At 73.3% G+C, this 21,650-nt stretch carries 17 protein-coding genes; 10 read left to right on the top strand and 7 right to left on the bottom strand.

Features of this window, described 5'->3' with window-relative positions:
• The first annotated feature begins 117 nt into the window (after window positions 1-117).
• The gene (locus tag B446_RS04655) at window positions 118-1,026 is read left to right on the top strand and encodes an alpha/beta fold hydrolase (RefSeq protein WP_063632825.1); all 909 of its coding nucleotides are present in this window, start codon (window positions 118-120) and stop codon (window positions 1,024-1,026) included.
• Here B446_RS04655 and B446_RS04650 read toward each other — a convergent pair.
• Window positions 998-2,830, bottom strand: coding sequence for a hypothetical protein (locus B446_RS04650; RefSeq protein WP_020938258.1), 1,833 nt, complete (start codon window positions 2,828-2,830; stop codon window positions 998-1,000). The genes B446_RS04655 and B446_RS04650 overlap by 29 nt on opposite strands.
• Window positions 2,831-2,984: 154 nt before the next feature.
• On the bottom strand, window positions 2,985-4,604 hold the full coding sequence (locus B446_RS04645) for an acyl-CoA synthetase (protein WP_020938257.1): 1,620 nt from the start codon (window positions 4,602-4,604) through the stop codon (window positions 2,985-2,987).
• 188 nt (window positions 4,605-4,792) lie between these two features.
• On the opposite strand from B446_RS04645, the gene B446_RS04640 reads away from it, so the two are divergent.
• From B446_RS04640 to B446_RS04615, 6 genes are all read left to right on the top strand, one after another.
• Window positions 4,793-5,593 carry a crotonase/enoyl-CoA hydratase family protein gene (locus tag B446_RS04640; protein WP_020938256.1) on the top strand — a complete coding sequence of 267 codons (801 nt, stop codon included), beginning with the start codon at window positions 4,793-4,795 and terminating at the stop codon, window positions 5,591-5,593.
• Window positions 5,594-5,613: 20 nt separating this feature from the next.
• Window positions 5,614-6,555 carry a Zn-ribbon domain-containing OB-fold protein gene (locus tag B446_RS04635; protein ID WP_020938255.1) on the top strand — a complete coding sequence of 314 codons (942 nt, stop codon included), beginning with the start codon at window positions 5,614-5,616 and terminating at the stop codon, window positions 6,553-6,555.
• On the top strand, window positions 6,552-7,601 hold the full coding sequence (locus tag B446_RS04630) for a thiolase domain-containing protein (protein ID WP_020938254.1): 1,050 nt from the start codon (window positions 6,552-6,554) through the stop codon (window positions 7,599-7,601). The genes B446_RS04635 and B446_RS04630 overlap by 4 nt, the downstream gene beginning before the upstream one ends.
• Entirely contained in the window at window positions 7,598-8,764 is a 1,167-nt protein-coding gene (locus tag B446_RS04625; RefSeq protein WP_020938253.1) for a thiolase domain-containing protein, read from the top strand. Before B446_RS04630 ends, B446_RS04625 begins: the two co-directional genes overlap by 4 nt.
• A 93-nt stretch (window positions 8,765-8,857) precedes the next feature.
• Window positions 8,858-9,100, top strand: a complete 243-nt coding sequence (locus tag B446_RS04620) for a DUF397 domain-containing protein (protein ID WP_020938252.1) — start codon at window positions 8,858-8,860, stop codon at window positions 9,098-9,100.
• Between the two features lie 223 nt (window positions 9,101-9,323).
• A complete protein-coding gene (locus tag B446_RS04615) occupies window positions 9,324-9,821 on the top strand; it encodes a hypothetical protein (RefSeq protein ID WP_020938251.1) in 498 nt (165 codons plus the stop codon).
• Between the two features lie 14 nt (window positions 9,822-9,835).
• Here B446_RS04615 and B446_RS04610 read toward each other — a convergent pair whose 3' ends face one another.
• Window positions 9,836-11,806, bottom strand: a complete 1,971-nt coding sequence (locus tag B446_RS04610) for an N-acetylmuramoyl-L-alanine amidase (RefSeq protein WP_020938250.1) — start codon at window positions 11,804-11,806, stop codon at window positions 9,836-9,838.
• 270 nt (window positions 11,807-12,076) lie between these two features.
• Window positions 12,077-13,222, bottom strand: coding sequence for an aminoglycoside phosphotransferase family protein (locus B446_RS04605; RefSeq protein ID WP_020938249.1), 1,146 nt, complete (start codon window positions 13,220-13,222; stop codon window positions 12,077-12,079).
• Between the two features lie 293 nt (window positions 13,223-13,515).
• Here B446_RS04605 and B446_RS04600 point away from each other — a divergent pair, with 293 nt between their 5' ends.
• Window positions 13,516-15,009, top strand: a complete 1,494-nt coding sequence (locus B446_RS04600; protein WP_020938248.1) for a hypothetical protein — start codon at window positions 13,516-13,518, stop codon at window positions 15,007-15,009.
• A gap of 27 nt (window positions 15,010-15,036) precedes the next feature.
• Here the strand turns inward: B446_RS04600 and B446_RS04595 are convergent, their stop codons facing one another.
• Complete coding sequence (locus B446_RS04595; RefSeq protein ID WP_020938247.1) at window positions 15,037-16,467, bottom strand: PP2C family protein-serine/threonine phosphatase; 1,431 nt, start codon at window positions 16,465-16,467, stop codon at window positions 15,037-15,039.
• 345 nt (window positions 16,468-16,812) lie between these two features.
• Between B446_RS04595 and B446_RS04590 the strand changes: the two genes are divergently transcribed.
• Window positions 16,813-17,226 carry an SsgA family sporulation/cell division regulator gene (locus B446_RS04590; protein WP_020938246.1) on the top strand — a complete coding sequence of 138 codons (414 nt, stop codon included), beginning with the start codon at window positions 16,813-16,815 and terminating at the stop codon, window positions 17,224-17,226.
• A gap of 70 nt (window positions 17,227-17,296) precedes the next feature.
• On the opposite strand, the gene B446_RS04585 is transcribed toward B446_RS04590, so the two are convergent.
• Both B446_RS04585 and B446_RS04580 read right to left on the bottom strand, forming a co-directional pair.
• Complete coding sequence (locus B446_RS04585) at window positions 17,297-18,310, bottom strand: Gfo/Idh/MocA family protein (protein ID WP_020938245.1); 1,014 nt, start codon at window positions 18,308-18,310, stop codon at window positions 17,297-17,299.
• 115 nt (window positions 18,311-18,425) lie between these two features.
• Entirely contained in the window at window positions 18,426-19,520 is a 1,095-nt protein-coding gene (locus B446_RS04580; protein WP_020938244.1) for a hypothetical protein, read from the bottom strand.
• A 356-nt stretch (window positions 19,521-19,876) separates the two neighbouring features.
• Between B446_RS04580 and B446_RS04575 the strand changes: the two genes are divergently transcribed.
• Window positions 19,877-21,610 (top strand): fatty acyl-AMP ligase, encoded by a 1,734-nt coding sequence (locus tag B446_RS04575; RefSeq protein ID WP_020938243.1) that lies wholly within the window; start codon window positions 19,877-19,879, stop codon window positions 21,608-21,610.
• Window positions 21,611-21,650 lie beyond the last annotated feature (40 nt).

Here is a 21,650-nt window from a genome sequence, read left to right as displayed (position 1 = left end):
ATTCAGGCCATCCGCTCCGAGGGCAAGGGGTGTGCCCGAATTTTCCCGCCGGCCCGGGCCCGGCCGGGTCGAGGACGTCGTTGCGGGGCGGCCGGGCGGACCGGCATGATCGTCCGCATGCCGACCTTCAGCGCCCCGGACGGAACCCGGCTCGCCTACCACCTCCGCGGAACGGGGGAGACCCTCGCCGTCCTGCCCGGCGGTCCGATGCGCGCCTCCGAGTACCTCGGGGAGCTGGGCGGGCTCGCCGCCCACCGCCGGCTGGCGCTGCTCGACCTGCGCGGCACCGGGGACTCCGCGGTCCCGGCCGACCCGGCCACCTACCGCTGCGACCGGCAGGTGGACGACGTCGAGGCGTGGCGCGTGCACCTGGGCCTGGAGCGGATGGACCTGCTCGCGCACTCGGCCGGCGGCTGCCTGGCGACGCTCTACGCGGCCCGCCACCCAGAGCGGGTGCGGCGGCTCGTGCTGGTCACCGCCAACCCGTCGGCCCTGGGCATGCGGGCGACGGCCGAGGACCGGCTGGCCGCGGCCCGGCTGCGGTCGGGCGAGCCCTGGTTCGCGCAGGCGTTCCCCGCGTTCGAGTCCTGGCTGACCGGCGACGGCGACTTCGACGAGGTGTTCCTGCCGTTCTTCTACGGCCGCTGGGACGACGCCGCCCGGGCGCACGTGGAGCCCGAGGAGCGGCAGACCAACGACGAGGCGGGCGAACGCTACTTCGGCGAGGGCGCCTTCACCCCGGACGCCACCCGCGCCGCGCTCGCCGCCCTGGCCGCCCCGGTCCTGGTGTACGCGGGCGAGTGGGACGGCGGCCCCCGCCCCGAGCTGGCCCGCCGCACCGCCGGGGCCTTCCCTGACGCGACGCTCACCGTGCAGCCCGGGGCCGCCCACTTCCCGTGGCTGGACGACCCGGAGCACTTCGTCCGCGAGATCGTCGCCTTCCTGGACGCGGACCGGGCCACCGGCGCGGACCCCGCCGCCGCCCGGCCCGCGCCGGTCAGCGGGCGGGGCCGTACGCCGTCATGAAGCGGTCGCGGAACTTGTCCATGCTCCACTCCGGGGCGTCGTGCGCGGGCTTGAGCCCCTCGGTCCAGCCCCAGCCGGCGACCCGGTCCAGCACCTTCGGGTCGCGGGCGACGATGGTCACCGGCACGTCCCTGCTGGTGCTCCCCCCGGTGACCGTCGGGACGGGCTGGTGGTCGCCGAGGAAGACCAGCACGGTGTTCTTGTCGCCGTAGCGCTGCACCCACTGGGTCAGGCTGTCCAGCGAGTACTGGATGGCCTTGCGGTACTCGGTCCGCACCCGCTCGGCGCTCTTCCAGACCTCCGTGGGGTCCGTGCCCTCCTTCTTGATCCGGTAGAAGACCTTGCCGTCCCCGAGGTCCTTCCAGTCGATCATGTGGGCGATGGGGGACCACGGGTTGTGGCTGGAAGCCAGGATGATCTCGGCCATGACCGGGTCCCGGTTCTTCTTGCCGTGCTCCAGCTTCTGGAAGGCCTCCAGGCTGAACTGGTCCGGCACCGGCGTCCAGCTGAAGTACGGGCCCCGGTAACCGAGGTGCGTGGAGTCGTAGATGTGGTCGAGGCCGAAGTACCTGCCCTCGGGCCAGGACTTGCGCACGCCGGGCACGATGCCGACGGTGCGCCAGGCGCCGGTCCTGCGGAAGTAGCTGGTGAGCGTGGCGCGGTCACCGGTGGTCAGACTCCGGTACCGCTGCTGGTTCTTGACCCAGGTGCCGGACAGGAACGTGGAGTGGGCGAGCCAGCTGCCCGCGCCCGTCACGGGCGACCTGAGCCAGCCGCTGCGCGAGGAGAAGCCGGCCGACCTGAGCCGGGCGTCGCCCGCCCGGAGCGTCGCGTCGATCTGCGGTGCCATCGCCGGGTCGTCGATCGCCACCCGGCCGTAGCTCTCGATGAAGGTGAGCATCACGTCCTTGCCGCGCAGCCCCGTCAGCAGCCGGTCGGGCGGCGTCCTGGCGAAGGCGTCGACGGCCATCTCCTTCTTGTACACGTCGGCGTCCCCGAGGCCGTCGCGGACGTACTGCACCCGGTTGGAGAGGTACTGGGCATAGCCCTTGGTGGCGAAGGTGACGCCGCCGAACTGCACGCCCAGGGTGAAGCAGATGACCCACACGATGCCGAGGACCAGGGTGGTGCGCACGGCCACCGGGCGGTGCCGGGCCAGCTCGCCGGCCAGCCTGACCGTCGCGAGCGCGCTCACCGCGAGCACGACGACCACCAGGACGATGACCCCGATCACCGCGAACAGCTCTCCCGAGCGGCCGAAGGAGTCCTTCGTCCAGTCCGCCGCGTCGCTCAGCAGCACCCAGTCGAAGACCAGGTCGAACGGCCGGGCCAGCGTCTGGCGGAAGCCCATGTCGAGGCACTTCAGGACGGCCGACAGGCCGAGGAACACCCCCAGGGCCGCCGCCGTGGTGCGCCGCGGCCGCGGCGGCAGTGCGAGCAGGAGCGCCGCGAGCAGGATCGCCTCCACCGGGAGGCGCAGGAACGACTGGACCGTGATCCAGTCCAGGCGGTTGGGCACGAGCAGCACGACGAGCACCAGCGCGGCGGCCAGCAGACTCGTGCCGACCCGCACGGCCCGCGCGGCCCGAGGGCTGCGCCGCCGCCATCCGAACCAGCCGGGACGGCCCGACGGCGCGGCCCCGGGGCCGTCCGGTGTCGCGCTGGTGTCCGGCCCGTCCGGCTCCGCCGGTCCGGTCACGGCCGTGCCGTCCGGTGCCGCGGTGGTGTCGGGGTCCGCCACGGCGTCGGGATCGGCCCCCGCCGCGGCGTCCGGCAGCTGACGAGGGGGCGTGAGGTGCGGCACCCGTAGGTCCTTCCGTGCGAAACCCGGTGATGGCACGGCGGACCGGGCCCGCGGGCGCCGGGCCGCCGACCTCCGTACGGCCCCGCTTCGCCCTCCGTTCAACGTCCCGGGTCAACCGTGCGCAAAGACTGTGCCGGTCACCCCCGCCTCGCGGCTACCGGCGGGAGGCGTCAGCCGCCGCCACCTCACGGGCCCACCGGTAGTCCGCCTTTCCGCTCGGCGAGCGCCGGATGTCCTCCGTGAGCACGAGCCGGCGCGGGATCTTGTACCCGGCGAGATGGGCGCGGCAGTGGTCCTGGAGGTCACCCAGGGACAACCGCCGGGCCCCCGCGCGCAGTTGCACCACGGCCGCCACATGACTGCCCCAGGTGGCGTCGGGCACCCCGGCGACCAGGGCGTCGTACACGTCCGGATGTGCCTTGAGCGCCTGCTCGACCTCCTCCGGGTACACCTTCTCGCCGCCGGTGTTGATGCACTGCGAGCCCCGGCCGAGGACGGTGACCACGCCCTCCTCGTCCACCGTGGCCATGTCGCCGAGCAGCACCCAGCGCCGCCCGTCCCGCTCGAAGAACGTCTCGGCGGTCTTGCGGGGGTCGTTGTAGTAGCCGAGCGGTACGTGGCCGCACTGCGCCACCCGGCCGATCGCCCCCGCGGCCACGGGTTCGTGCGTCACCGGGTCCACCACGCGGGTCCGGGAGTTGACCCGGACGCGGAAGCCCCGCTCGGGTCCCGCGTCCTCGGTCGCGGTGCCGTTGAAGCCGGACTCGGAGGAGCCGAAGTTGTTCAGCAGCAGGGCGTTCGGCACCAGTGCGCGGAACTGCCGGCGCACCGTCTCCGACAGGACGGCGCCCGACGAGGAGACGCTGAACAGCGCCGAGCAGTCCGTGCCCTTCAGCGGCCCGGCGAGCGCGTCGACCAGCGGCCGCAGCATGGCGTCGCCGACCAGCGAGACGCTGGTCACCCTCTCCCGCTCGATGGTGCGCAGGACCTCCTCGGGCACGAACTTGCGGTGCAGCACGACGCGCTGGCCGAAGCCGAAGCCGATGAACGCCGTGAGGGTGGAGGTGCCGTGCATCAGCGGGGGAGTGGGGAAGAAGGTGATCCCCGACCCGCCGGCCGCGACCCGTTCGGCCAGTTCCCCGGGCGTCTTCACCGGCTCGCCCGTCGGCGCGCCACCGCCGAGGCCCGCGAAGAACAGGTCCTCCTGGCGCCACATGACGCCCTTGGGCATGCCGGTCGTCCCGCCGGTGTAGATGATGAACTGGTCGTCGCCCGAGCGCGCCGGGAAGCCCCGCTCCGGGGACGCGGCCGCCTCGGCCCCGGTGAACGGCGTCGCGCCGGGCACCTCCTCCGCCGCCGTGCCCACCCGCAGCAGCAGCCGCAGCTTCGGCGCACGCGGCAGCGCCGCCGCCACCCGGTCGCCGAACTCCCCGTCGAAGACCAGCGCCACCAGGTCCGCGTCCCGGTAGAGGTACACCAGCTCCTCTTCGACGTAGCGGTAGTTGACGTTGACCGGGACGACCCGTGCCTTCAGGCAGCCCAGGACCGTCTGGAGGTACTCGACGCCGTTGTACAGGTGCAGGCCCAGGTGCTCGCCGGGCCGGATCCCGCTGTCGATCAGGTGGTGGGCGACGCGGTTGGCGGCCGCGTCCAGCTCCGCGTACGTCAGGCGGCGCTCCGCGCCGGTCCCGGGGTGGTCCAGGTAGACGAGCGCCTCACGGTCCGGCACCACGTCGACGACCGACTCGAACAGATCGGCAAGGTTGTACTCCACCGCTCCTCCTGACCTGTGCGGGCCTGGCGATCCACCGGTTCGCCGGTCATCAGAGCAAAGGGCGCCACAAGTGGGAAGGGCCCGCACCGGAAAATCTGACTGCCTGTCAGAAAATGGTCGGAGTTCCCTTGAAGTGCCTCCCCGCCTACTGCAACCTGTTCTCGTTCTTACCGAGGGGAGATGGGCAGATGGGTGGGACCGAACACCTCACCGTGCGGCGTGAGGGCGCCACACTGGTGCTCACGCTCAACCGGCCCGAAGCCAGGAACGCGCTTTCGCTCCCGATGCTCGTCGGCCTCCACGACGGCTGGCTCGACGCCGACGCCGACGACGGCGTCCGCTCGATCGTGCTGACCGGCGCCGGCGGCGCGTTCTGCGCGGGCATGGACCTCAAGGCCCTCGCGGGCGGGGGAATGGCCGGCGAGGAGTACCGCGACCGCCTCAAGGCCGACCCCGACCTGCACTGGAAGGCCATGCTGCGCCACCACCGCCCCCGCAAGCCGGTCATCGCCGCCGTCGAGGGCCCCTGCGTGGCGGGCGGCACGGAGATCCTCCAGGGCACCGACATCCGGGTCGCGGGCGAGTCCGCCACCTTCGGCCTCTTCGAGGTCCGCCGCGGCCTGTTCCCCATCGGCGGTTCGACCGTCCGGCTCCCGCGCCAGATCCCGCGCACCCACGCCCTGGAGATGCTGCTCACCGGACGGCCCTACAGCGCCCCGGAGGCAGCGGCGATCGGGCTGATCGGACGCGTGGTCCCGGACGGGACGGCCCTCGCCGCCGCGCTGGAGACCGCCGAGCGGATCAACGCCTGCGGGCCGCTCGCCGTGGAGGCCGTCAAGGCATCGGTCTACGAGACCGCCGAGATGACCGAGACCGACGGACTCGCCGCCGAACTCGACCGCGGATGGCCCGTGTTCGGCACCGCCGACGCCAAGGAGGGCGCCCGCGCCTTCGCCGAGAAGCGGCCCCCCGTCTACAAGCGCGCCTGACCCACCGAAGGAGCCCAGGCATGCCCGAAGTCCTCAAAGCCCCGCTCGTCGTCGAGTTCCCCTTCACCCGCTCCCTCGGCCCCGTCCAGAGCGCCTTCCTCACCGGACTGCGCGAGCGCGTCGTCCTCGGCGTACGGACCACCGACGGCCGCACCCTCGTCCCGCCCGTCGAGTACGACCCCGTCACCGCCGACGAGCTCCGCGACCTGGTCGAGGTCGCGCCCACCGGCACGGTCACCACCTGGGCCTGGAACCACGAACCCCGCCGCGCCCAGCCCCTCACCACCCCCTTCGCCTGGGTCCTGGTCCGGCTCGACGGCGCCGACACCGCCCTCCTGCACGCCCTCGACGCCCCCGGCCCCGAAGCCGTGCGCACCGGCATGCGGGTACGCGTCCGCTGGGCCGCCGAACGCACCGGAGCCATCACCGACATCGCCTGCTTCGAGCCGTACGACGGCCCACCCGTGGAACCCGGCGGCCACACCGGCGAGTTCGCCGACCCGCTCACCGGCATCGTCGCCCCCGCCCGCCTCGACTACACCTACTCGCCCGGCCGCGCCCAGTCCGCCTACCTCGCCGCCCTCGGCGAACGGCGGACCGTCGGCGAGCGCTGCCCCGCCTGCCGCAAGGTCTACGTCCCGCCCCGGGGCGCGTGCCCCACCTGCGGCGTCGCCACCTCCGAACAGGTCGAGGCGGGCCCCCGCGGCACCGTCACCACGTTCTGCATCGTCAACATCAAGGCGAAGAACCTCGACATCGAGGTGCCCTACGTCTACGCCCACATCGCCCTCGACGGCGCCGACCTCGCCCTGCACGCCCGCATCGGCGGCATCCCCTACGACCAGGTGCGCATGGGGCTGCGTGTCGAGCCGGTGTGGACGCCGGGAGTGCGCCACCCCGACCACTACCGGCCCACCGGCGAACCCGACGCCGCCTACGACACCTACAAGGAGCTGCTGTGACCAGGCAGATCGCGGTCGTCGCCTTCGCCCAGAGCGACCACAGGCGCTCCACCGAGGAGTCCTCCGAGGTCGAACTGCTCATGCCGGTGCTGCACGAGGTGCTGGGGCGGACCGGGCTGCGCACCGCCGACATCGGCTTCATCTGCTCCGGCTCCAGCGACTACCTCGCCGGACGCGCCTTCTCCTTCACCCTCGCCCTCGACGGCGTCGGCGCCTGGCCGCCCGTCTCCGAGTCCCACGTCGAGATGGACGGCGCCTGGGCCCTGTACGAGGCATGGACCAAGCTGCTCACCGGGGACGCCGACACGGCCCTCGTCTACTCCTACGGCAAGTGCTCGCCCGGCTCGGTGCGCGACGTCCTCACCCGGCAGCTCGACCCCTACTACGTCGCCCCGCTCTGGCCCGACGCCGTGGCGCTGGCCGCCCTCCAGGCACAGGCGCTCATCGACGCCGGGGACACCGACGAGGCCGCCCTCGCCGCCGTCGGCGCCCGCAGCCGGGCCGACGCGGCCGCCAACCCGCACGCGCAGCGCACCGGCCCGCTGCCGCACGACGACCACGTCGTACGCCCGCTGCGGACCGGCGACTGCCCGCCCGTCGGCGACGGCGCCGCCGCCGTGATCCTGGCCGCCGGGGACCGGGCCCGGGAGCTGTGCGAGCGGCCCGCCTGGATCCGGGGCGTCGACCACCGCATCGAGGCCCACTCCCTGGGCGTGCGCGACCTGACCGACTCGCCCTCCGCCCGCCTGGCGGCCGAGAAGGCAGGCGCCTTCGAACGGCCAGTCGACACAGCCGAGTTGCACGCCCCCTTCAGCTCACAGGAGATCGTGCTGCGCAAGGCCCTGCGGCTCGGCGACGACGTCCGCGTCAACCCCTCCGGCGGCGCCCTCGCCGCCAACCCGGTCATGGCCGCCGGGCTCATCCGCGTCGGCGAGGCCGCCGCCCGCATCCACCGCGGCGAGTCCGACCGCGCCCTCGCCCACGCCACCTCCGGACCCTGCCTGCAGCAGAACCTGGTCGCCGTACTCGAAGGGGATCCACGATGAGCAAGGAGCCCGTGGCCGTCGTAGGAGTCGGCCAGACCAAGCACGTGGCCGCCCGCCGGGACGTCTCGATCGCGGGACTCGTCCGCGAGGCCGCCCGCGCGGCCCTCGACGACGCCGAGCTGACCTGGGCGGACGTCGACGCCGTCGTCATCGGCAAGGCGCCCGACTTCTTCGAGGGCGTGATGATGCCCGAGCTGTACCTCGCCGACGCCCTCGGTGCCGTCGGCAAACCCATGCTCCGGGTGCACACCGCCGGATCGGTCGGCGGATCCACCGCCCTCGTCGCCGCGGGCCTCGTCACGGCCGGTGTCCACGGCACCGTCCTGACCCTCGCCTTCGAGAAGCAGTCCGAGTCCAACGCCATGTGGGGACTGTCCCTGCCCATCCCCTTCCAGCAGCCGCTGCTCGCCGGGGCCGGCGGGTTCTTCGCCCCGCACGTGCGCGCCTACATGCGGCGCAGCGGCGCCCCCGACACCGTCGGCTCCCTCGTCGCCTACAAGGACCGCCGCAACGCCCTGAAGAACCCCTGGGCGCACCTCCACGAGCACGACATCACCCTGGAGAAGGTCCAGGCGTCGCCCATGCTGTGGGACCCCATCCGCTACTCCGAGACCTGCCCCTCCTCCGACGGCGCCTGCGCCATGGTGCTGACCGACCGGGCGGGGGCGGCCCGCGCCCCGCGGCCGCCGGCCTGGATGCTCGGCGGCGCCATGCGCAGCGAGCCCACCCTCTTCGCCGGCAAGGACTTCGTCTCGCCGCAGGCAGGCAAGGACTGCGCCGCCGACGTCTACCGGCAGGCCGGGATCGCCGACCCCCGCCGGGACATCGACGCCGTCGAGATGTACGTGCCGTTCTCCTGGTACGAGCCCATGTGGCTGGAGAACCTGGGCTTCGCCGAGGAGGGCGAGGGCTGGAAGCTCACCGAGTCCGGGGTGACCGAGCTGGACGGGGACCTGCCCGTCAACATGTCGGGCGGGGTGCTCTCCACCAACCCCATCGGCGCCTCCGGCATGATCCGCTTCGCCGAGGCCGCCCTCCAGGTGCGCGGACTGGCCGGGGAACACCAGGTGGACGGCGCCCGGAAGGTGCTCGGGCACGCCTACGGCGGCGGCTCGCAGTTCTTCTCCATGTGGCTCGTGGGGTCCGAGCCGCCCAACTCCTGAGCGGCGCGCGAAAGTCCTCCTCATGTGGCCTGTCGGCGGTAGGAAGCGGTCGCTAGGCTGGCCCGCGGACGACGAACCGGGAGGAGCACGGACGTGGCCGAGAGCACCATCCAGCAGCAGCCGCTCGCGGGCTGGGACAAGCCGCAGCTGGACCTCAGCAGTGCCGAGTGGCAGTCCAGCAGCCGAGGACTGGGCGATGTGCAGATCGCCTTCGTCGAGGGGTTCATCGCGATGCGCAACAGCGACCGGCCGGAAAGCCCCTCCCTGATCTTCACCCCGGCGGAATGGGGCGCCTTCGTCTCCGGCGCACGCGAGGGGGAGTTCGACCTCACCTGAGCGGGGCGCCCCGCCGCCGGTCGCCCGCATGGCGGCCCGGGCCACCCGGGCGGCCCTGCCGCGCCCCGCCGCGCACCGGGGCACCCGCCGGCGGCCTCGCCCGCACGGCGCCCGGCGGCCCGCCGTACCGCGCTCACCCACCGTGGCTCAGGCGGCGAACCGGGGCCGCCGGGCGGCTCGCCCGCGCGTCACCTGTCGGGCGCCGGGCACGTACCATGGCCGCATGTCGTTCCTCCGCCGCCGCAGCGCCACCCCCGCCGGACCCGACTTCGACGTGCTGGCCATGGACCCGGGTGACTGGCCCGGCAACCTCGGCGCGGGCCTGCTGCCCGCCCCCGACGGCACCTGCCAAGGTGTCTTCCTGCGGTACGACCTCTTCGGCGGCCGCGGCCCCGCCATGATCATCGGGAACCTCCCGGAGGGCTCACCGGCCCGGGACGTCACCGAGGGCGAGATCCCCTTCGAGGTGGCCCAGCTGCTGCTGGCACTGGAGAACGAGGAGGAGGTCACCGTCGTGGGCACCGAGGACACGCCGGTGCTCCAGGGCGACAACCTCCTGATCGTGCGCCGGCTCAAGCTCTCCGAGAGCCGGATCTCCTGCGTCCAGTTCGACCGCAGCGACGGCGTCCTGGTGACCATCGCGGCCTGGGACCGCCCCATCACCGACGACCTGTACGCCCTGCTGAAGCCGCTCCCGGCGGAGCTGTTCCAGCAGGGCTGACGGACGACCGGCCCTCAGCGGCCGGAACCCGCCAGGCGGACGTCCGCGGCGCGCACGAACGCCACCCGGTGGCCGTACTGGATCTCGTAGTACAGGTCCTTGCCGACCACCACGCGGTGCGAGTCGGTGGTGAAGGTGACCGCGTAGTAGTACTCGCCCGGCATCTCGTCACCGACGACGTACGACTGCCCCGCGGGGATCGTGTACGGCAGCGGGACCACCGACTGCGCGGGCACCTCCGCCGGGTACGCCTCCTTCTCCGGGTACGCCCTGCCGTACACCGGCACGCTCGCCGCGCCGTCCTTCGGGGTGACGACCAGGCCGGACGCCCTGACCGCCGTGGGGTCCTTGCGCGGGTTCTCGAACCAGGCCTTCTGCCCGAGGTACCAGATCGCCGTCCAGTCGCCCCAGCGGTCGGCGACCGCGTACTGCTGGCCGGTGGAGACCCGGGAGGAGAGGTCGTTCACCCCGTCGGTCGGGTCGGTCTTCAGGCCGATGTCCTTGACCAGCGGCGCGTTCACGTCGTGGTCGGTGTACAGCCGCACCTCACCGGAGCCGTGCGCCGTGCAGGGCTCGCCCTTGGTGGTGCAGCCGGTGTACACCGGCTGGTTCGAGGCGTAGTCCGGCAGGATCGTCACCAGCGGTGAGCCCTTGCCGCCCGTGCGGTGGAAGGGGTGCCCCAGCAGCTGGAAGTAGTGCGCCCAGTCCCAGTATGGGCCCGGGTCGGTGTGCATCCCGGGGATGGTGGAGGCGGTCGGCCCCGGCACGTTGTCGTGGCCCAGGATGTGCTGCCGGTCCAGCGGGATGTCGTAGGTGCGGGCCAGGTAGCGCACCAGCCGGGCCGAGGAGCGGTACATCGCCTCCGTGTACCAGGCGTCCGGCGCGGCGAGGAAGCCCTCGTGCTCGATGCCGACGGACCGGGCGTTGACGTCCCAGTTGCCCGCGTGCCAGGCCACGTCCTTGGCCTTGACGTGCTGGGCGATCAGACCGTCGGTCGACCGGATCGTGTAGTTCCAGGACACGTAGGTCGGGTCCTGGATCAGGTTCAGCACGCCGTCCCAGGCGCCCTCGGTGTCGTGGATGACGATGTACTTGATCCGCTGCGACGCCGGGCGGTCGCCGAGGTCGTGGTTGCCGTAGTCGTCGTTCCCGAACTGGGCGTACGGCGCCGGGATCCACTCGCAGGACACCGACCGGGGGCACTCGGTGCCGTCCGCCGGGACCGTGCGCAGGCCCGCGCGCCGCAGCTGGGAGGTGTCGGCGCTCAGGTGCGGCCGGGCGGCCAGGGCGACCCGCTGGCCGTCGTCCGTGACGCGCTCCTCACCGGTGCGCAGTACGTCGTACACGTCGTTCGCGTACGCCGCCGCGGTCGCGATGTCGTCCGCGCCGGAGAAGCGGGCCACCGCGCCGTACCAGGCCGCCGGATCCGCGCTCGCCGGCTCGCCCAGCTCCTTCTGCGCGGCGGCCAGCAGGGCCGCGCCGCCGGCGACGTTCGCTGCCGGATCGGTGCGCAGCTCCGCCGCCGGACGCCCCGTCAGCCGCGCCGCCCGGGCCAGCGTCCGCAGCCGGGCCGGCAGCGTCCGGTCCGCGGGCACGTCGGCGCGGGGACGCAGGGCCGCGCGGGCGCCGTCGCCGCGGGCGTCCTCCGTGCCCTCGGTGAAGTGCTCGGTCGCGGCCAGCGCGCTGCGGGCGTCGGTGAGGTGCATCGGGCCGTAGCCCCCGGTCACGCTGGGCGCGCCGGCGTGCGAGTCCCAGCGGGACTGGAGGTAGGAGACGGCCAGCAGGACACTCTGCGGCACGTGGTACTCGGCCGACGCCGTGGCGAAGGCCTGCTGGAGCCGGCCGGCGGAGGACTCGGGGGCGCTCTGGGCCGGGGCCGCGCCGAGCAGCGGCAGCAGCAGGGCCGCCGAGGCGAGCGTGCCGGCCGTCCGCCTCCGGTGTCTGTGGCCGGGGGTGGTCGTGGGGTCGGTGGCGGATCCTCGCAATGCGGCCTCCTGTGACGGGCGGGGCGTGGCGGGACGGGGCGGCGCCGAGCTGGACCAGTGGTACCGGCTTGCCGACGATCCGTCAATGATGCCCCGGGGGCGGAGATTTCCCACGTCACAAAGGGGTTCGGCGAGTTTCGCCACGGCGGCGCGCGGGCCTGCGGGGCGTCAGTGGAGTACACCACTGGACACCGGGAACGGCGGGTGCCCGCACATACGAAGGTCCGCGGTGCGCCGCCGCTCGGGCGCACCGCGGAGCCGTCGTCCCCGTCAGCGAGTGCCGACCGCCGCTCGCACGGCCCGGCGGGCCAGCTGGCAGTCGTCGTGCAGCCGCCTGAGCAGCAGCCGCTGTTCCTCGCCGGACGGCGCAGCACCCGGGTGGGCCGTACCCGGTGCCGCCGGGGCCGTATCGTGCATCGAACGCTGCACGGCCGTCTCGTAGGTGCGGATCTCCCGGGTCAGCAGCAGCATCAGGTTCACCAGGAAGGCGTCCCTCGATGCCGGGCCCGCCGACTGGGCGATCTGGCTGATCTGGCGGCGGGCGACCGGTGCGTCCCCGAGCACCAGCCACAGCGTCGCCAGGTCGTACCCCGGCAGGTACCAGCCCGCGTGCTCCCAGTCCACCAGCACTGGACCGGCCGGTGAGAGCAGGATGTTCGAGAGCAGCGCGTCGCCGTGGCAGAACTGGCCCATCCCCTGGCGGCCCGCCGCGTGCGCGATCCCGTGCAGCAGCTTCTGCAGGTCGCCCAGGTCCCGGTCGGTCAGCAGCCCCAGCTCGTGGTAGCGCGCGATCCGGGCCGCGTAGTCCAGGGGTGCGTCGAAGGTGCCCGCCGGGGGCCGCCACGCGTTCAGCCGGCAGATCGCACCGAGCGCGGCCCGGATGTCCGGCCGGGGCGGTGCCTCCAGCGGATGCCGCTGCAGCGCAGCCGCGCGGCCCGCCATGCGCTCGATCACCAGGGTGCAGTTGTCCGGGTCCGCCGCGATCAGCCTCGGCACCCGCACAGGCGGCCGGTGCCGGACGAACGAGCGGTATGCCGCTATTTCGTGGCGGATCCGGTCCGCCCAGGCGGGCGACGGGTCCAGGAGACACTTCGCCACGGCCGTACTGCGTCCCGTCGTCCCGACCAGCAGCACGGAGCGCCCGCTGCGGCGCAGCACCTGCACCGGAGCGAACTCCGGACAGATCCGGTGCACCGAGGCGATCGCGGCGCGCAGCTGCGCACCCTGGGGTCCGGACAAGTCGAGTCTGCCGCTGACCGGTTGGGGGCCCACCTGGCCCGGAACGCGCCGCAGCCGGCCCGCGCCCAGCACGGGGGCCGCCGGCCGCGCCGTCGGGTCGAGGTACGGCCCGCCGCCCGCCGGGCGGGAACGCAGGGGCCGGGGCGGAGCGGACACGGAGGACGATGCTGCGTACATGGGAGATACAGATCCCTTCGTGTGCCTGCGGTGCCTGCCTGTAAGTCCGTGCGCGGAACACATGTCCAGCCGCGTGCTCCTCGCGTGCGCCCACCCGCCCCGGCCGCCCGGGCACATCCTGGGGAATGTGCCCGTCGCATAGGCCGGCGGCCGGGTCGGGGTGGCGCGTTCCTACTCGACACCCGATGTCCCGTGGCACACCATCTGGCGCACCCTGGCGAACCCTGGCGAATAGTCGCCCGGCAACCTCCACGGGTCTACTGTCAACTCAGCCGAGAACCTGGGGGCTTGACGTGAGCGGACAACCCAACACCCGCCTGACGGACCTGTTCGGCCTGGCCGGCTGGTCCAAAGGGGAACTCGCGAGGCTGGTCAACAAGCAGGCGGCGGCCATGGGCCACCCCCAGCTGTCGACCGACACCTCCCGGGTGCGGCGTTGGATCGACACGGGGGAGATCCCGCGCGATCCGGTACCGCGGGTGCTGGCGGCTCTGTTCACCGAGCGTCTCGGCCGTGTCGTGACCATCGAGGACCTAGGTCTGGTGCGGCACGGGCGTGCGGGGAAACGGCAGGGCGACGGGGTGGAGGAACATCCCGACGGCGTGCCGTGGGCGCCCGAACGGACCGCCGCGGTCCTCACCGAATTCACGGGAATGGACCTCATGCTCAACCGACGCGGCTTGGTGGGCGCGGGTGCCGCGCTCGCCGCGGGATCCACACTCAGCAGCGCCATGCACGACTGGTTGCACACCGACCCGACACTGAAGGCCGACGCCCCCGTCGTCCACGACCCCCTGCACGCCGACCCCGCTGGGTACGACCGCTACGAGGCCGCCCCCATCGGGTCGCAGGAGATCGAGGAACTGGAGCGCTCGGTCGAGGTGTTCCGCGCCTGGGACGCGGCCCGCGGCGGCGGGCTCCAGCGCAAGGCGGTCGTGGGCCAGCTCAACGAGGTGGGCGGCATGCTCGCCTACCACCACCCACCCCATCTCCAGCGGCGCCTGTGGGGCGTCGCCGCCAACCTGGCCGTCCTCGCGGGCTGGATGTCTCACGACGTCGGCCTGGAACCCACGGCGCAGAAGTACTTCGTCATCGCCGCCCACGCCGCGCGCGAGGGCGGTGACCGGCCGCGTGCCGGTGAGGCCCTGTCCCGGGCGGCCCGGCAGATGGTGCACCTGGGCCGGCCCGACGACGCGCTGGACCTGATGAAGCTCGCCCAGTCCGGTGCGGGGGAGCAGCTGCAACCGCGCACGAAGGCGATGTTCCACACCATCGAGGCCTGGGCGCAGGCGTCGATGGGCAAGGGGCAGGCGATGCGCCGCACCCTCGGCCAGGCGGAGGACCTCTTCGTCTCCGACCGGCAGGACGCGCAGGCGCCGGACTGGATGCAGACCTTCAAGGACGAGGATCTGTACGGCATGACGGCCCTCGCCTACCGCACGCTCGCGGAGTTCGACCCCGCGGCGGCCGCGCACGCCCAGTACTACGCGGAGAAGGCGCTGGCGCTCCGGGTCGACGGACGGGAGCGGTCGAAGATCTTCGACCATCTGTCCATGGCCTCGGCCTGCTTCATCGCCGACGATCCGGAACAGGCCGACCGGTACGCGAGACTGGCCCTGATGTCGATGGGGTCCAACTCCTCCCGGCGCACCTGGGACCGGCTGCGGGAGATGTACCGCCTGACCGCGGAGTACGCCGGCTATCCGAAGATCCACGAACTGCGGGAGGAGATCAGGCTCGCCCTGCCGAACCCGAGGAGCGGCCGCGACAGCGGCGCACCGGCCTGAGGGCCGGCGCGCTGTTCTGGTTCCGGTTCAGGCCGTGACCCTGGCGACGAGCACGCAGGCGTCGTCCTCACGCTCGGCTCCGCCGAACTCCTCCACGACCGTCCGCACGCAGTCCTGTGCGGCGCGCGCCGCACCGAAGCGGGGGGCGAGGTCGAGCAGGCGGTCGACAGCGGTCGTACCGGCGTGCCCGGACACCAGCCCGTCGGTGTGCAGCAGGAGCAGGTCGCCGGGTTCCAGGGCCACCTCGGCCTGCCCGTAGGCGGCGCCCGTGGTGGCGCCGAGCAGCACCCCCTCCGGTGCGTCCAGCGTGCGCCCCGTCCCGTCGCGGTACAGCAGCGGGGCGGGGTGTCCCGCGCGCGCCCATGTCAGGGCGCGGGTCTCGGGCCGGTACCGGCAGCAGACGGCGCTGCCGAGGGCGGGTTGCACGGTGGCGTCGAGTAACTGGTTCAGCATGGAGAGCAGTTGACCGGGCTGCGTACCGGCCATCGCCATGCCGCGCACGGCGCCGAGCAGCATCGCCATCCCGGAGGTGACGGCCACCCCGTGGCCCGTCAGGCCGCCGACGCTGAGCAGTGTCGCACCGTCCGCCAGCTCCAACGCGTCGTACCAGTCGCCGCCCACGAGGGCGTTCGTCGCGGCCGGCAGGTAGTGGGCGGCGAGGTCGAGGGCCGGGGTGCCCCGGTGGGGGAGCCGCAGGGAGCCGCGCCATGGCGGAAGCACGGCTTCCTGCAGCTCGACCGCCAGCCGGTGCTCGGTCTGTGCCTGCTGCCGGTGGAGCCGGAGCGAGTCACGGGTCTCGCTCACCTCCCGCCGGTGGCGGCGCAGTTCGCTGACGTCGCGGAGCACGGCCCACATCGAGGCGGTGCCGCCGTCGGCGCCGAGCACGGGCTCGCCCATCATGTGCACGGTCCGCGCCGAGCCGTCGGGCCGTACGACGCGGAACTCGCCGTCGATCGGTCTGCCGTCGACCAGGCAGTCCGTCACCATCGCAGTCAGCCTCGGCCGGTCCTCGGCGAGGACCACGGAGGGCAGTTCGTCCAGGGTGAGCGCCGGACCCGCCGGATCGAGGCCCAGGATCTGGTACAGCTCGCCGGACCAGTTCGCCTCGTCCGTGAGCAGGTTCCACTCCGCGCTGCCGACCCGGCTGAGCAGCGAGCCGCGCGGGGCGCCGGGCACCGGGGGAGCGGGGGGAGGGCCGGCGGCCGCGGCGGACCGGACGGGCTCCGGGCCGTCCCGCAACTGCGCCAAGTGGACGTCCAGGTCGTCGAGTTGATGCAGGGCGAGCTCGTACAGGGCCCGCTGCCAGCGCTCCTCGGGGTCCGAGCCTTCGCTCCGGGTGTCCCGCCGCACCGCGTCGACCTCGCCCTTGAGCCGCCGGGTCTGCGTGATCAACGCCTCGACCGAGCCGCGCCCGGGCGGCTGGGCGGCTGAGCGGTCCGCGGAGACTGGGGACGGCATGACGCACTCCGGTGGGATGGGACGGCCAGGGAGGACGGGGGGACCGCTACGACTGTCGCACAGCCCGCGACGCCCTGTAAGGGATTCGACGACACACGATACGGTGGTGCTTCAGGCATATGCCAGAGTCTTCCCGGCGTGCTTCGCGCACCTGTCATGTGTACGCGTTCCGGGCCTCAAGTCGTAGTCGGCGTACGGGATTTGGCCGACGAGCGAAGGCTCCGGAGTAGCGCTCAGTCGCCTGTTCGACGCTCACGTGTTCCATGGTGCGTCGAACACATGACGCGCACCAACTCTGTCCGGAATTGGCGTCCTGGGAACGGTCCTCCGAGACTCCTTACAAGCATGGACCTCATCATCGAGCAGCCCGCCCATGCCCGGCTCATCACACCCGACGACGTGGAGCTCCCGGTGTCGGCCGTCCTGCGCTACACGGCGCACGATCCGCTGGCCGTGTTCGTCGTCTTCCCGCCCGAGGCCACCCTGGCGGGCGACGAGGTCACCTGGACCTTCGCCCGCGCCCTGCTCGACCAGGGACTGCGGAGCCCGGCCGGACGCGGGGACGTGCAGATCTGGCCCCACGGCCGGACCCGCACGGTCCTGGAACTCCACTCGCCGTGCGGCCTCGCCCTGCTCCAGTTCCCGACCTCGGCGCTGCGCCGCTTCCTGCTGCGCACCTACGCCGCCGTGCCGGCCGGCCTCGAGGACGTCGGAGCGGTCGTGGAACGCGGACTGAGCGCGCTGTTCGGCGGGGTGTGAGCCATGGGCACGGACCTCGACCGGCATCGCGTGCCGCGGTTCGCGGCCGGGACCGTGGCGGCCGGCGCGCTCAGCGGTACAACGCCGGGCGCGGGGCCAGGTCGACGGCCACCCGGCCGCCGTTCTCCAGCGACCGGACCCCCGCCTCGGCGACGACGGAGGCCGCGTAGCCGTCCCAGACGCCCGGCCCGGTGACCAGGCCGCGCCGGGTGGCGTCGACCCAGCTCTGCACCTCGCGGTCGTAGGCGTCCGCGAACCGGACCAGGTAGTCCTGCGCCACCTCCTCGGTGGCGCCGCCCCCCGCGGTGACCACCATGGTGTGCCCGTCGCCGATCCGGGCGCTGCCCGCCTCGCACACGGCCTCGCAGCGCACCTGGTAGCCGAAGCCGCAGTTGACGAACACCTCCACGTCCACCAGGGCGCCCCCTTCGGTCTCGAAGAGCACGAACTGCGGATCGGCCAGGCCCGGCGGCGCCCCCGCCGAGGGCGCGGGACGCAGCACGGTGACCGCCGTCAGCTCCTGCCCGAGCAGCCAGCGGGCCGCGTCGATCTCGTGCGACACGGAGCTGTTGACCAGCATCGCGCTGGTGAAGTGGTCGGGGGAGGACACGTTGCGATGGGTGCAGTGCAGCATGAGCGGACGGCCCAGGCGGCCCCCGTCCAGCAGCGCCTTCAGCCGCAGGTACTCGGCGTCGTAGCGGCGCATGAAGCCGATCTGCGCCAGCCGGCGGCCGAGCCGGGCCTCGGCCTCCAGCACCCGCAGGGCGCCCGCGGAGTCCGGCACCATGGGCTTCTCGCACAGCACGGGCAGCCCGCGCGCGAAGGCGGCGAGCAGCGCCTCCTCGTGCGCGGGTCCCGGAGAGGCGATCAGCACGGCGGACACGCCGGGTGCGTCGAGTGCGGCCACCGGGTCCGTGTGCACGACGGCACCCTCCACCCCGGCCACCGCCTCCCGGGCGCGGTCGGCGTCGGGGTCGGCGACGGCGGCCACCCTGGCGCCGCTCACCACCTGGTCGAGGCGCCGTACATGGTCCGCCCCCATGTGCCCGGCACCCAGGACGGCCACACCCAGCAGGTCACCCACGCGCGTGCTCCCTCTCGCCGACGATCTCGCCGTAGCGTACGCCGCTCGAGGGAGCACGCCGGGGGCGCGTTCGGGACGCCCCCGGCGGTGTCCGACCCGGTGACCTGAGGGTGCCTCAGTAGCGCAGCACCCCCGCGAGCCCGTCGGCGTCGCCCAGGGCGCCGTCGGGGACGAAACGGACCTCGGCGCCCGTCTCCAGGCACTGCTCGACGATCTCGTCCACGATGTCGTCGCGGGCGTCCAGATCGCCGGGTTCGGCGGGTATGAGGTGCTCACCGAGGTCGCGGACCGTGGCGCGGAAGTTCTCCTCCACCGCGAGCAGCCGGATGCGGCCTTCCCGGGCGCTCTGCCACAGCTCGTCCAGCCCGGCCGCGTACGTCCGGCGGCCGCGCGCGGCCGTCAGCTCCCGGAGCACCGAGGCGGTGCTTCTGCGCGTCTCGGCCTCCCGCACCGGCGCGATGGCCTGCCACACGGCCTCCGGGCCGGCGTTCGCGAGGCCGCCGTGCCGCACGTGGACGGCGTCCCCGGCGGCGCCGCCGACCTCGTCGAGCAGGGCCAGCGCCGCCTCCTCGCCGGTGACGTAGATCCGGCGGGGCTGGTCGCGCAGGACCGTGCCGAGGGCGTTGTCCGCCTCCCGCAGGAACTGGCGGGTGCCCTCGTCGCGGAAGGTGCTCGGCAGGTCGCCGATGCGCTGCTGGCGCTCGGCGTCGAAGTTCTCCCGGACGCGGATCAGCGGGAAGCCGCCGATGCGCGCCTCGACCACCCCCTCGGGACCGCCGCTCCACAGGGTGACGCGGTCGGCGGAGAGCGTCAGCACCCAGAACGGGTGTTCGGCGGCCTGCGCGGAGACCAGGTTGCGGGTGAGGAAGGTGTCGGACAGGACGACCCGTTCGGGAACGCTGCGGGACAGCGACCAGACCTGGTGCTCACCCGGGGCGGCGAAGATCACCAGGCCGTCCTCGGCGTGCGCGAGGTCCACCTCCGACAGCGCGCGGTCCAGCTGTGCCACGACGTCGGCGCGCCGCTCCCGGCTGACCGCGGGATCGGATTCCAGCCGCTTCCTGGCCTCCGCCACCACGTTGCGCAGGCGGACCGGATCCTGGCCGTTCTCGGGTTCGCGGCGGTGCGTCGGCGTCAGCACGGACACCGCCGGGTAGGGACGCGGGCGCCGCAGTTCGGCGAGGGTTGCGGGACTGAGTGCGTGCTCCATGACAGCACGATAGGGCGGAATCACCTCTCCGGCATTCGGGGCGGAACGGACGGCCGAACGCACTGTGTCGTAGATCGCATGCACTGTGTGCACGCTGGTCCAACTCCCTTGGAAACACGACGTTCACCTACGTCCGGCATTTCGGCCGAACGGACTTGCTATGGTGCTACCCGTTGGTAGCGGAGCGCCGCGGGGGGATCACGCGCAGCTTCCGGCGAGCGGCTCCCCGGGCGGGAGCCGAACACAACAACCCGGCAAGGGGGCCGGGTTGGCCACGGCCGGCGACCCGCCCGTGCGGTCCGGGTTCTCGAACTCACTTTCCGCGCCCGCCTCTTCAGACAGGTGTGACTCGTCCCATGGCACGTTCCCTGGTCGATCTACTGACCGCCCATGCCTCGAACCGTCCCGAGCGCGTCGCGTACCGCCACCTCGTCACCGGTGACTGCGACGGAGAGATCCAGGAACTCACCTACGGCCGGCTCGCCACCCGGGCCCGCGCGGTCGCCGCCTGGCTGCAGGAGCGCGGACTGGCCGGATCCCGAGCCATGCTGCTGCACCCGCCCGGCCTGGAGTTCGTCTGCGCCTACCTCGGCTGCCTCGCGGCCGGTGTGATCGCCGTACCGGGGGTGCCCCCGCAGGGCCGCGCGCAGAACCACCGCGCGCTGACCCGGATGAAGCGCCTGGTCGCCGACGCCGACGCCAAGGTCATCTTGGGCGGCCGGGAGGTGATCACCGCGCTCGACGGCATGGCCGAGCACCTGCCCGAACTCGACGGGATCGCACGCGTCGCGACCGAGGACATCCCCGACCACGCGGCCGCGAGCTGGCGGGAACCCGAACTCACCGCGGACTCCGTCGCCTTCCTCCAGTACACCTCCGGCTCCACCTCGGCACCGCGCGGCGTCGCGGTCACCCACGGCAACCTGCTCGACAACGAGCGGGTCATCACCGAGCGCATGGGCCACACCCCCGAGGTGCTCGCCGAGCACGCGAACGAGCTGTTCGTCAGCTGGCTGCCGGTCTACCACGACATGGGGCTCATCGGCCCCGTCCTGAACACGGTGTACCTCGGCGCCACCGCCACCCTCTTCTCCCCCCTGCACTTCCTGCAGCGGCCGGACCGCTGGCTCACCGCCGTGAGCCGCTACCGCCCGCACACCAGCGGCGGCCCCAACTTCGCCTACGAGCTGTGCCTGAAGCACGCGGGCCCCGACCTGCTCGACCGCCTCGACCTCAGCTCGTGGAAGGTCGCCTTCAACGGCGCCGAGCCGGTCCGCGCGGCCACGCTGCGCCGCTTCGCCGACACCTTCGCCCCGGCCGGCTTCCGCCGCGAGGCCCTCTACCCCTGCTACGGCCTCGCCGAGGCCACCCTGATGGTCACCGGCGGCGACGTGGCCACCGGGCCCACGCTGCTCGCCGCGGCCGAGGGCTCCCCGAACGCAGGCGAGGCCGACGCGGCCGCCGTCGGCTGCGGCCGGCCCGGGCCCGGCGTCACCGTCGCGATCGTCCACCCCGAGTGGCACAAGGAGCTCTCCGACGGCGAGGTGGGCGAGATCTGGGTGGGCGGCGCGAGCGTCGCCAAGGGCTACTGGCGCAACGCCCTCGCCACCCGCGAGGCCTTCCGCGCCCAGCTCCCGGGCCGCGAGGGGCGGTTCCTGCGCACCGGCGACCTCGGCTTCCTGCGCGACGGCGAACTCTTCGTCACCGGCCGGCTCAAGGACCTCCTCGTCGTCGACGGCCGCAACCACTACCCGCAGGACCTGGAGCTGACCGCCGAACTGGCCCACCCCGCGCTGCGCCCCGGCTGCACCGCGGCGTTCTCCGTGGACGCCGGGGCCGACGGAGCCGACGGCGAACAGCCCGTCCTGGTCGCGGAGGTCGCCCCGGACGACGCCGGCGAGTCCGGGAAGATCACCGACCTGGTCCGCAGCGCGGTGGGGGAGGCCCACGGACTGTCCGTGCGCGAGGTCGTCCTGGTGCGGCCCGGCACCATCCCGAAGACCTCCAGCGGGAAGATTCAGCGCCGCGCCACCCGGGCGGCGTACCTCGACGGCACCCTCGCGGTGGCCACCGGTCCCGCCGCGCCCTGACACCGCCCGCCTCCGGCGCGCCCGACCGCGCCGGAGGCCC

Origin of the sequence: Streptomyces collinus Tu 365, assembly GCF_000444875.1 — a bacterium.
GTDB lineage: Bacteria > Actinomycetota > Actinomycetes > Streptomycetales > Streptomycetaceae > Streptomyces > Streptomyces collinus_A.
This window is presented reverse-complemented; position numbering and strand designations above follow the sequence as displayed.

Excerpts from the sequence above, each read along its gene's own strand:
- B446_RS04655 (WP_063632825.1), top strand. The coding sequence starts at position 118 with ATGCCGACCTTCAGCGCCCCGGACGGAACCCGGCTCGCCTACCACCTC.
- B446_RS04640 (WP_020938256.1), top strand. The coding sequence starts at position 4,793 with ATGGGTGGGACCGAACACCTCACCGTGCGGCGTGAGGGCGCCACACTG.
- B446_RS04635 (WP_020938255.1), top strand. The coding sequence starts at position 5,614 with ATGCCCGAAGTCCTCAAAGCCCCGCTCGTCGTCGAGTTCCCCTTCACC.
- B446_RS04625 (WP_020938253.1), top strand. The coding sequence starts at position 7,598 with ATGAGCAAGGAGCCCGTGGCCGTCGTAGGAGTCGGCCAGACCAAGCAC.
- B446_RS04615 (WP_020938251.1), top strand. The coding sequence starts at position 9,324 with ATGTCGTTCCTCCGCCGCCGCAGCGCCACCCCCGCCGGACCCGACTTC.
- B446_RS04605 (WP_020938249.1), bottom strand. The coding sequence starts at position 13,222 with ATGTACGCAGCATCGTCCTCCGTGTCCGCTCCGCCCCGGCCCCTGCGT.
- B446_RS04595 (WP_020938247.1), bottom strand. The coding sequence starts at position 16,467 with ATGCCGTCCCCAGTCTCCGCGGACCGCTCAGCCGCCCAGCCGCCCGGG.
- B446_RS04590 (WP_020938246.1), top strand. The coding sequence starts at position 16,813 with ATGGACCTCATCATCGAGCAGCCCGCCCATGCCCGGCTCATCACACCC.
- B446_RS04580 (WP_020938244.1), bottom strand. The coding sequence starts at position 19,520 with ATGGAGCACGCACTCAGTCCCGCAACCCTCGCCGAACTGCGGCGCCCG.
- B446_RS04575 (WP_020938243.1), top strand. The coding sequence starts at position 19,877 with ATGGCACGTTCCCTGGTCGATCTACTGACCGCCCATGCCTCGAACCGT.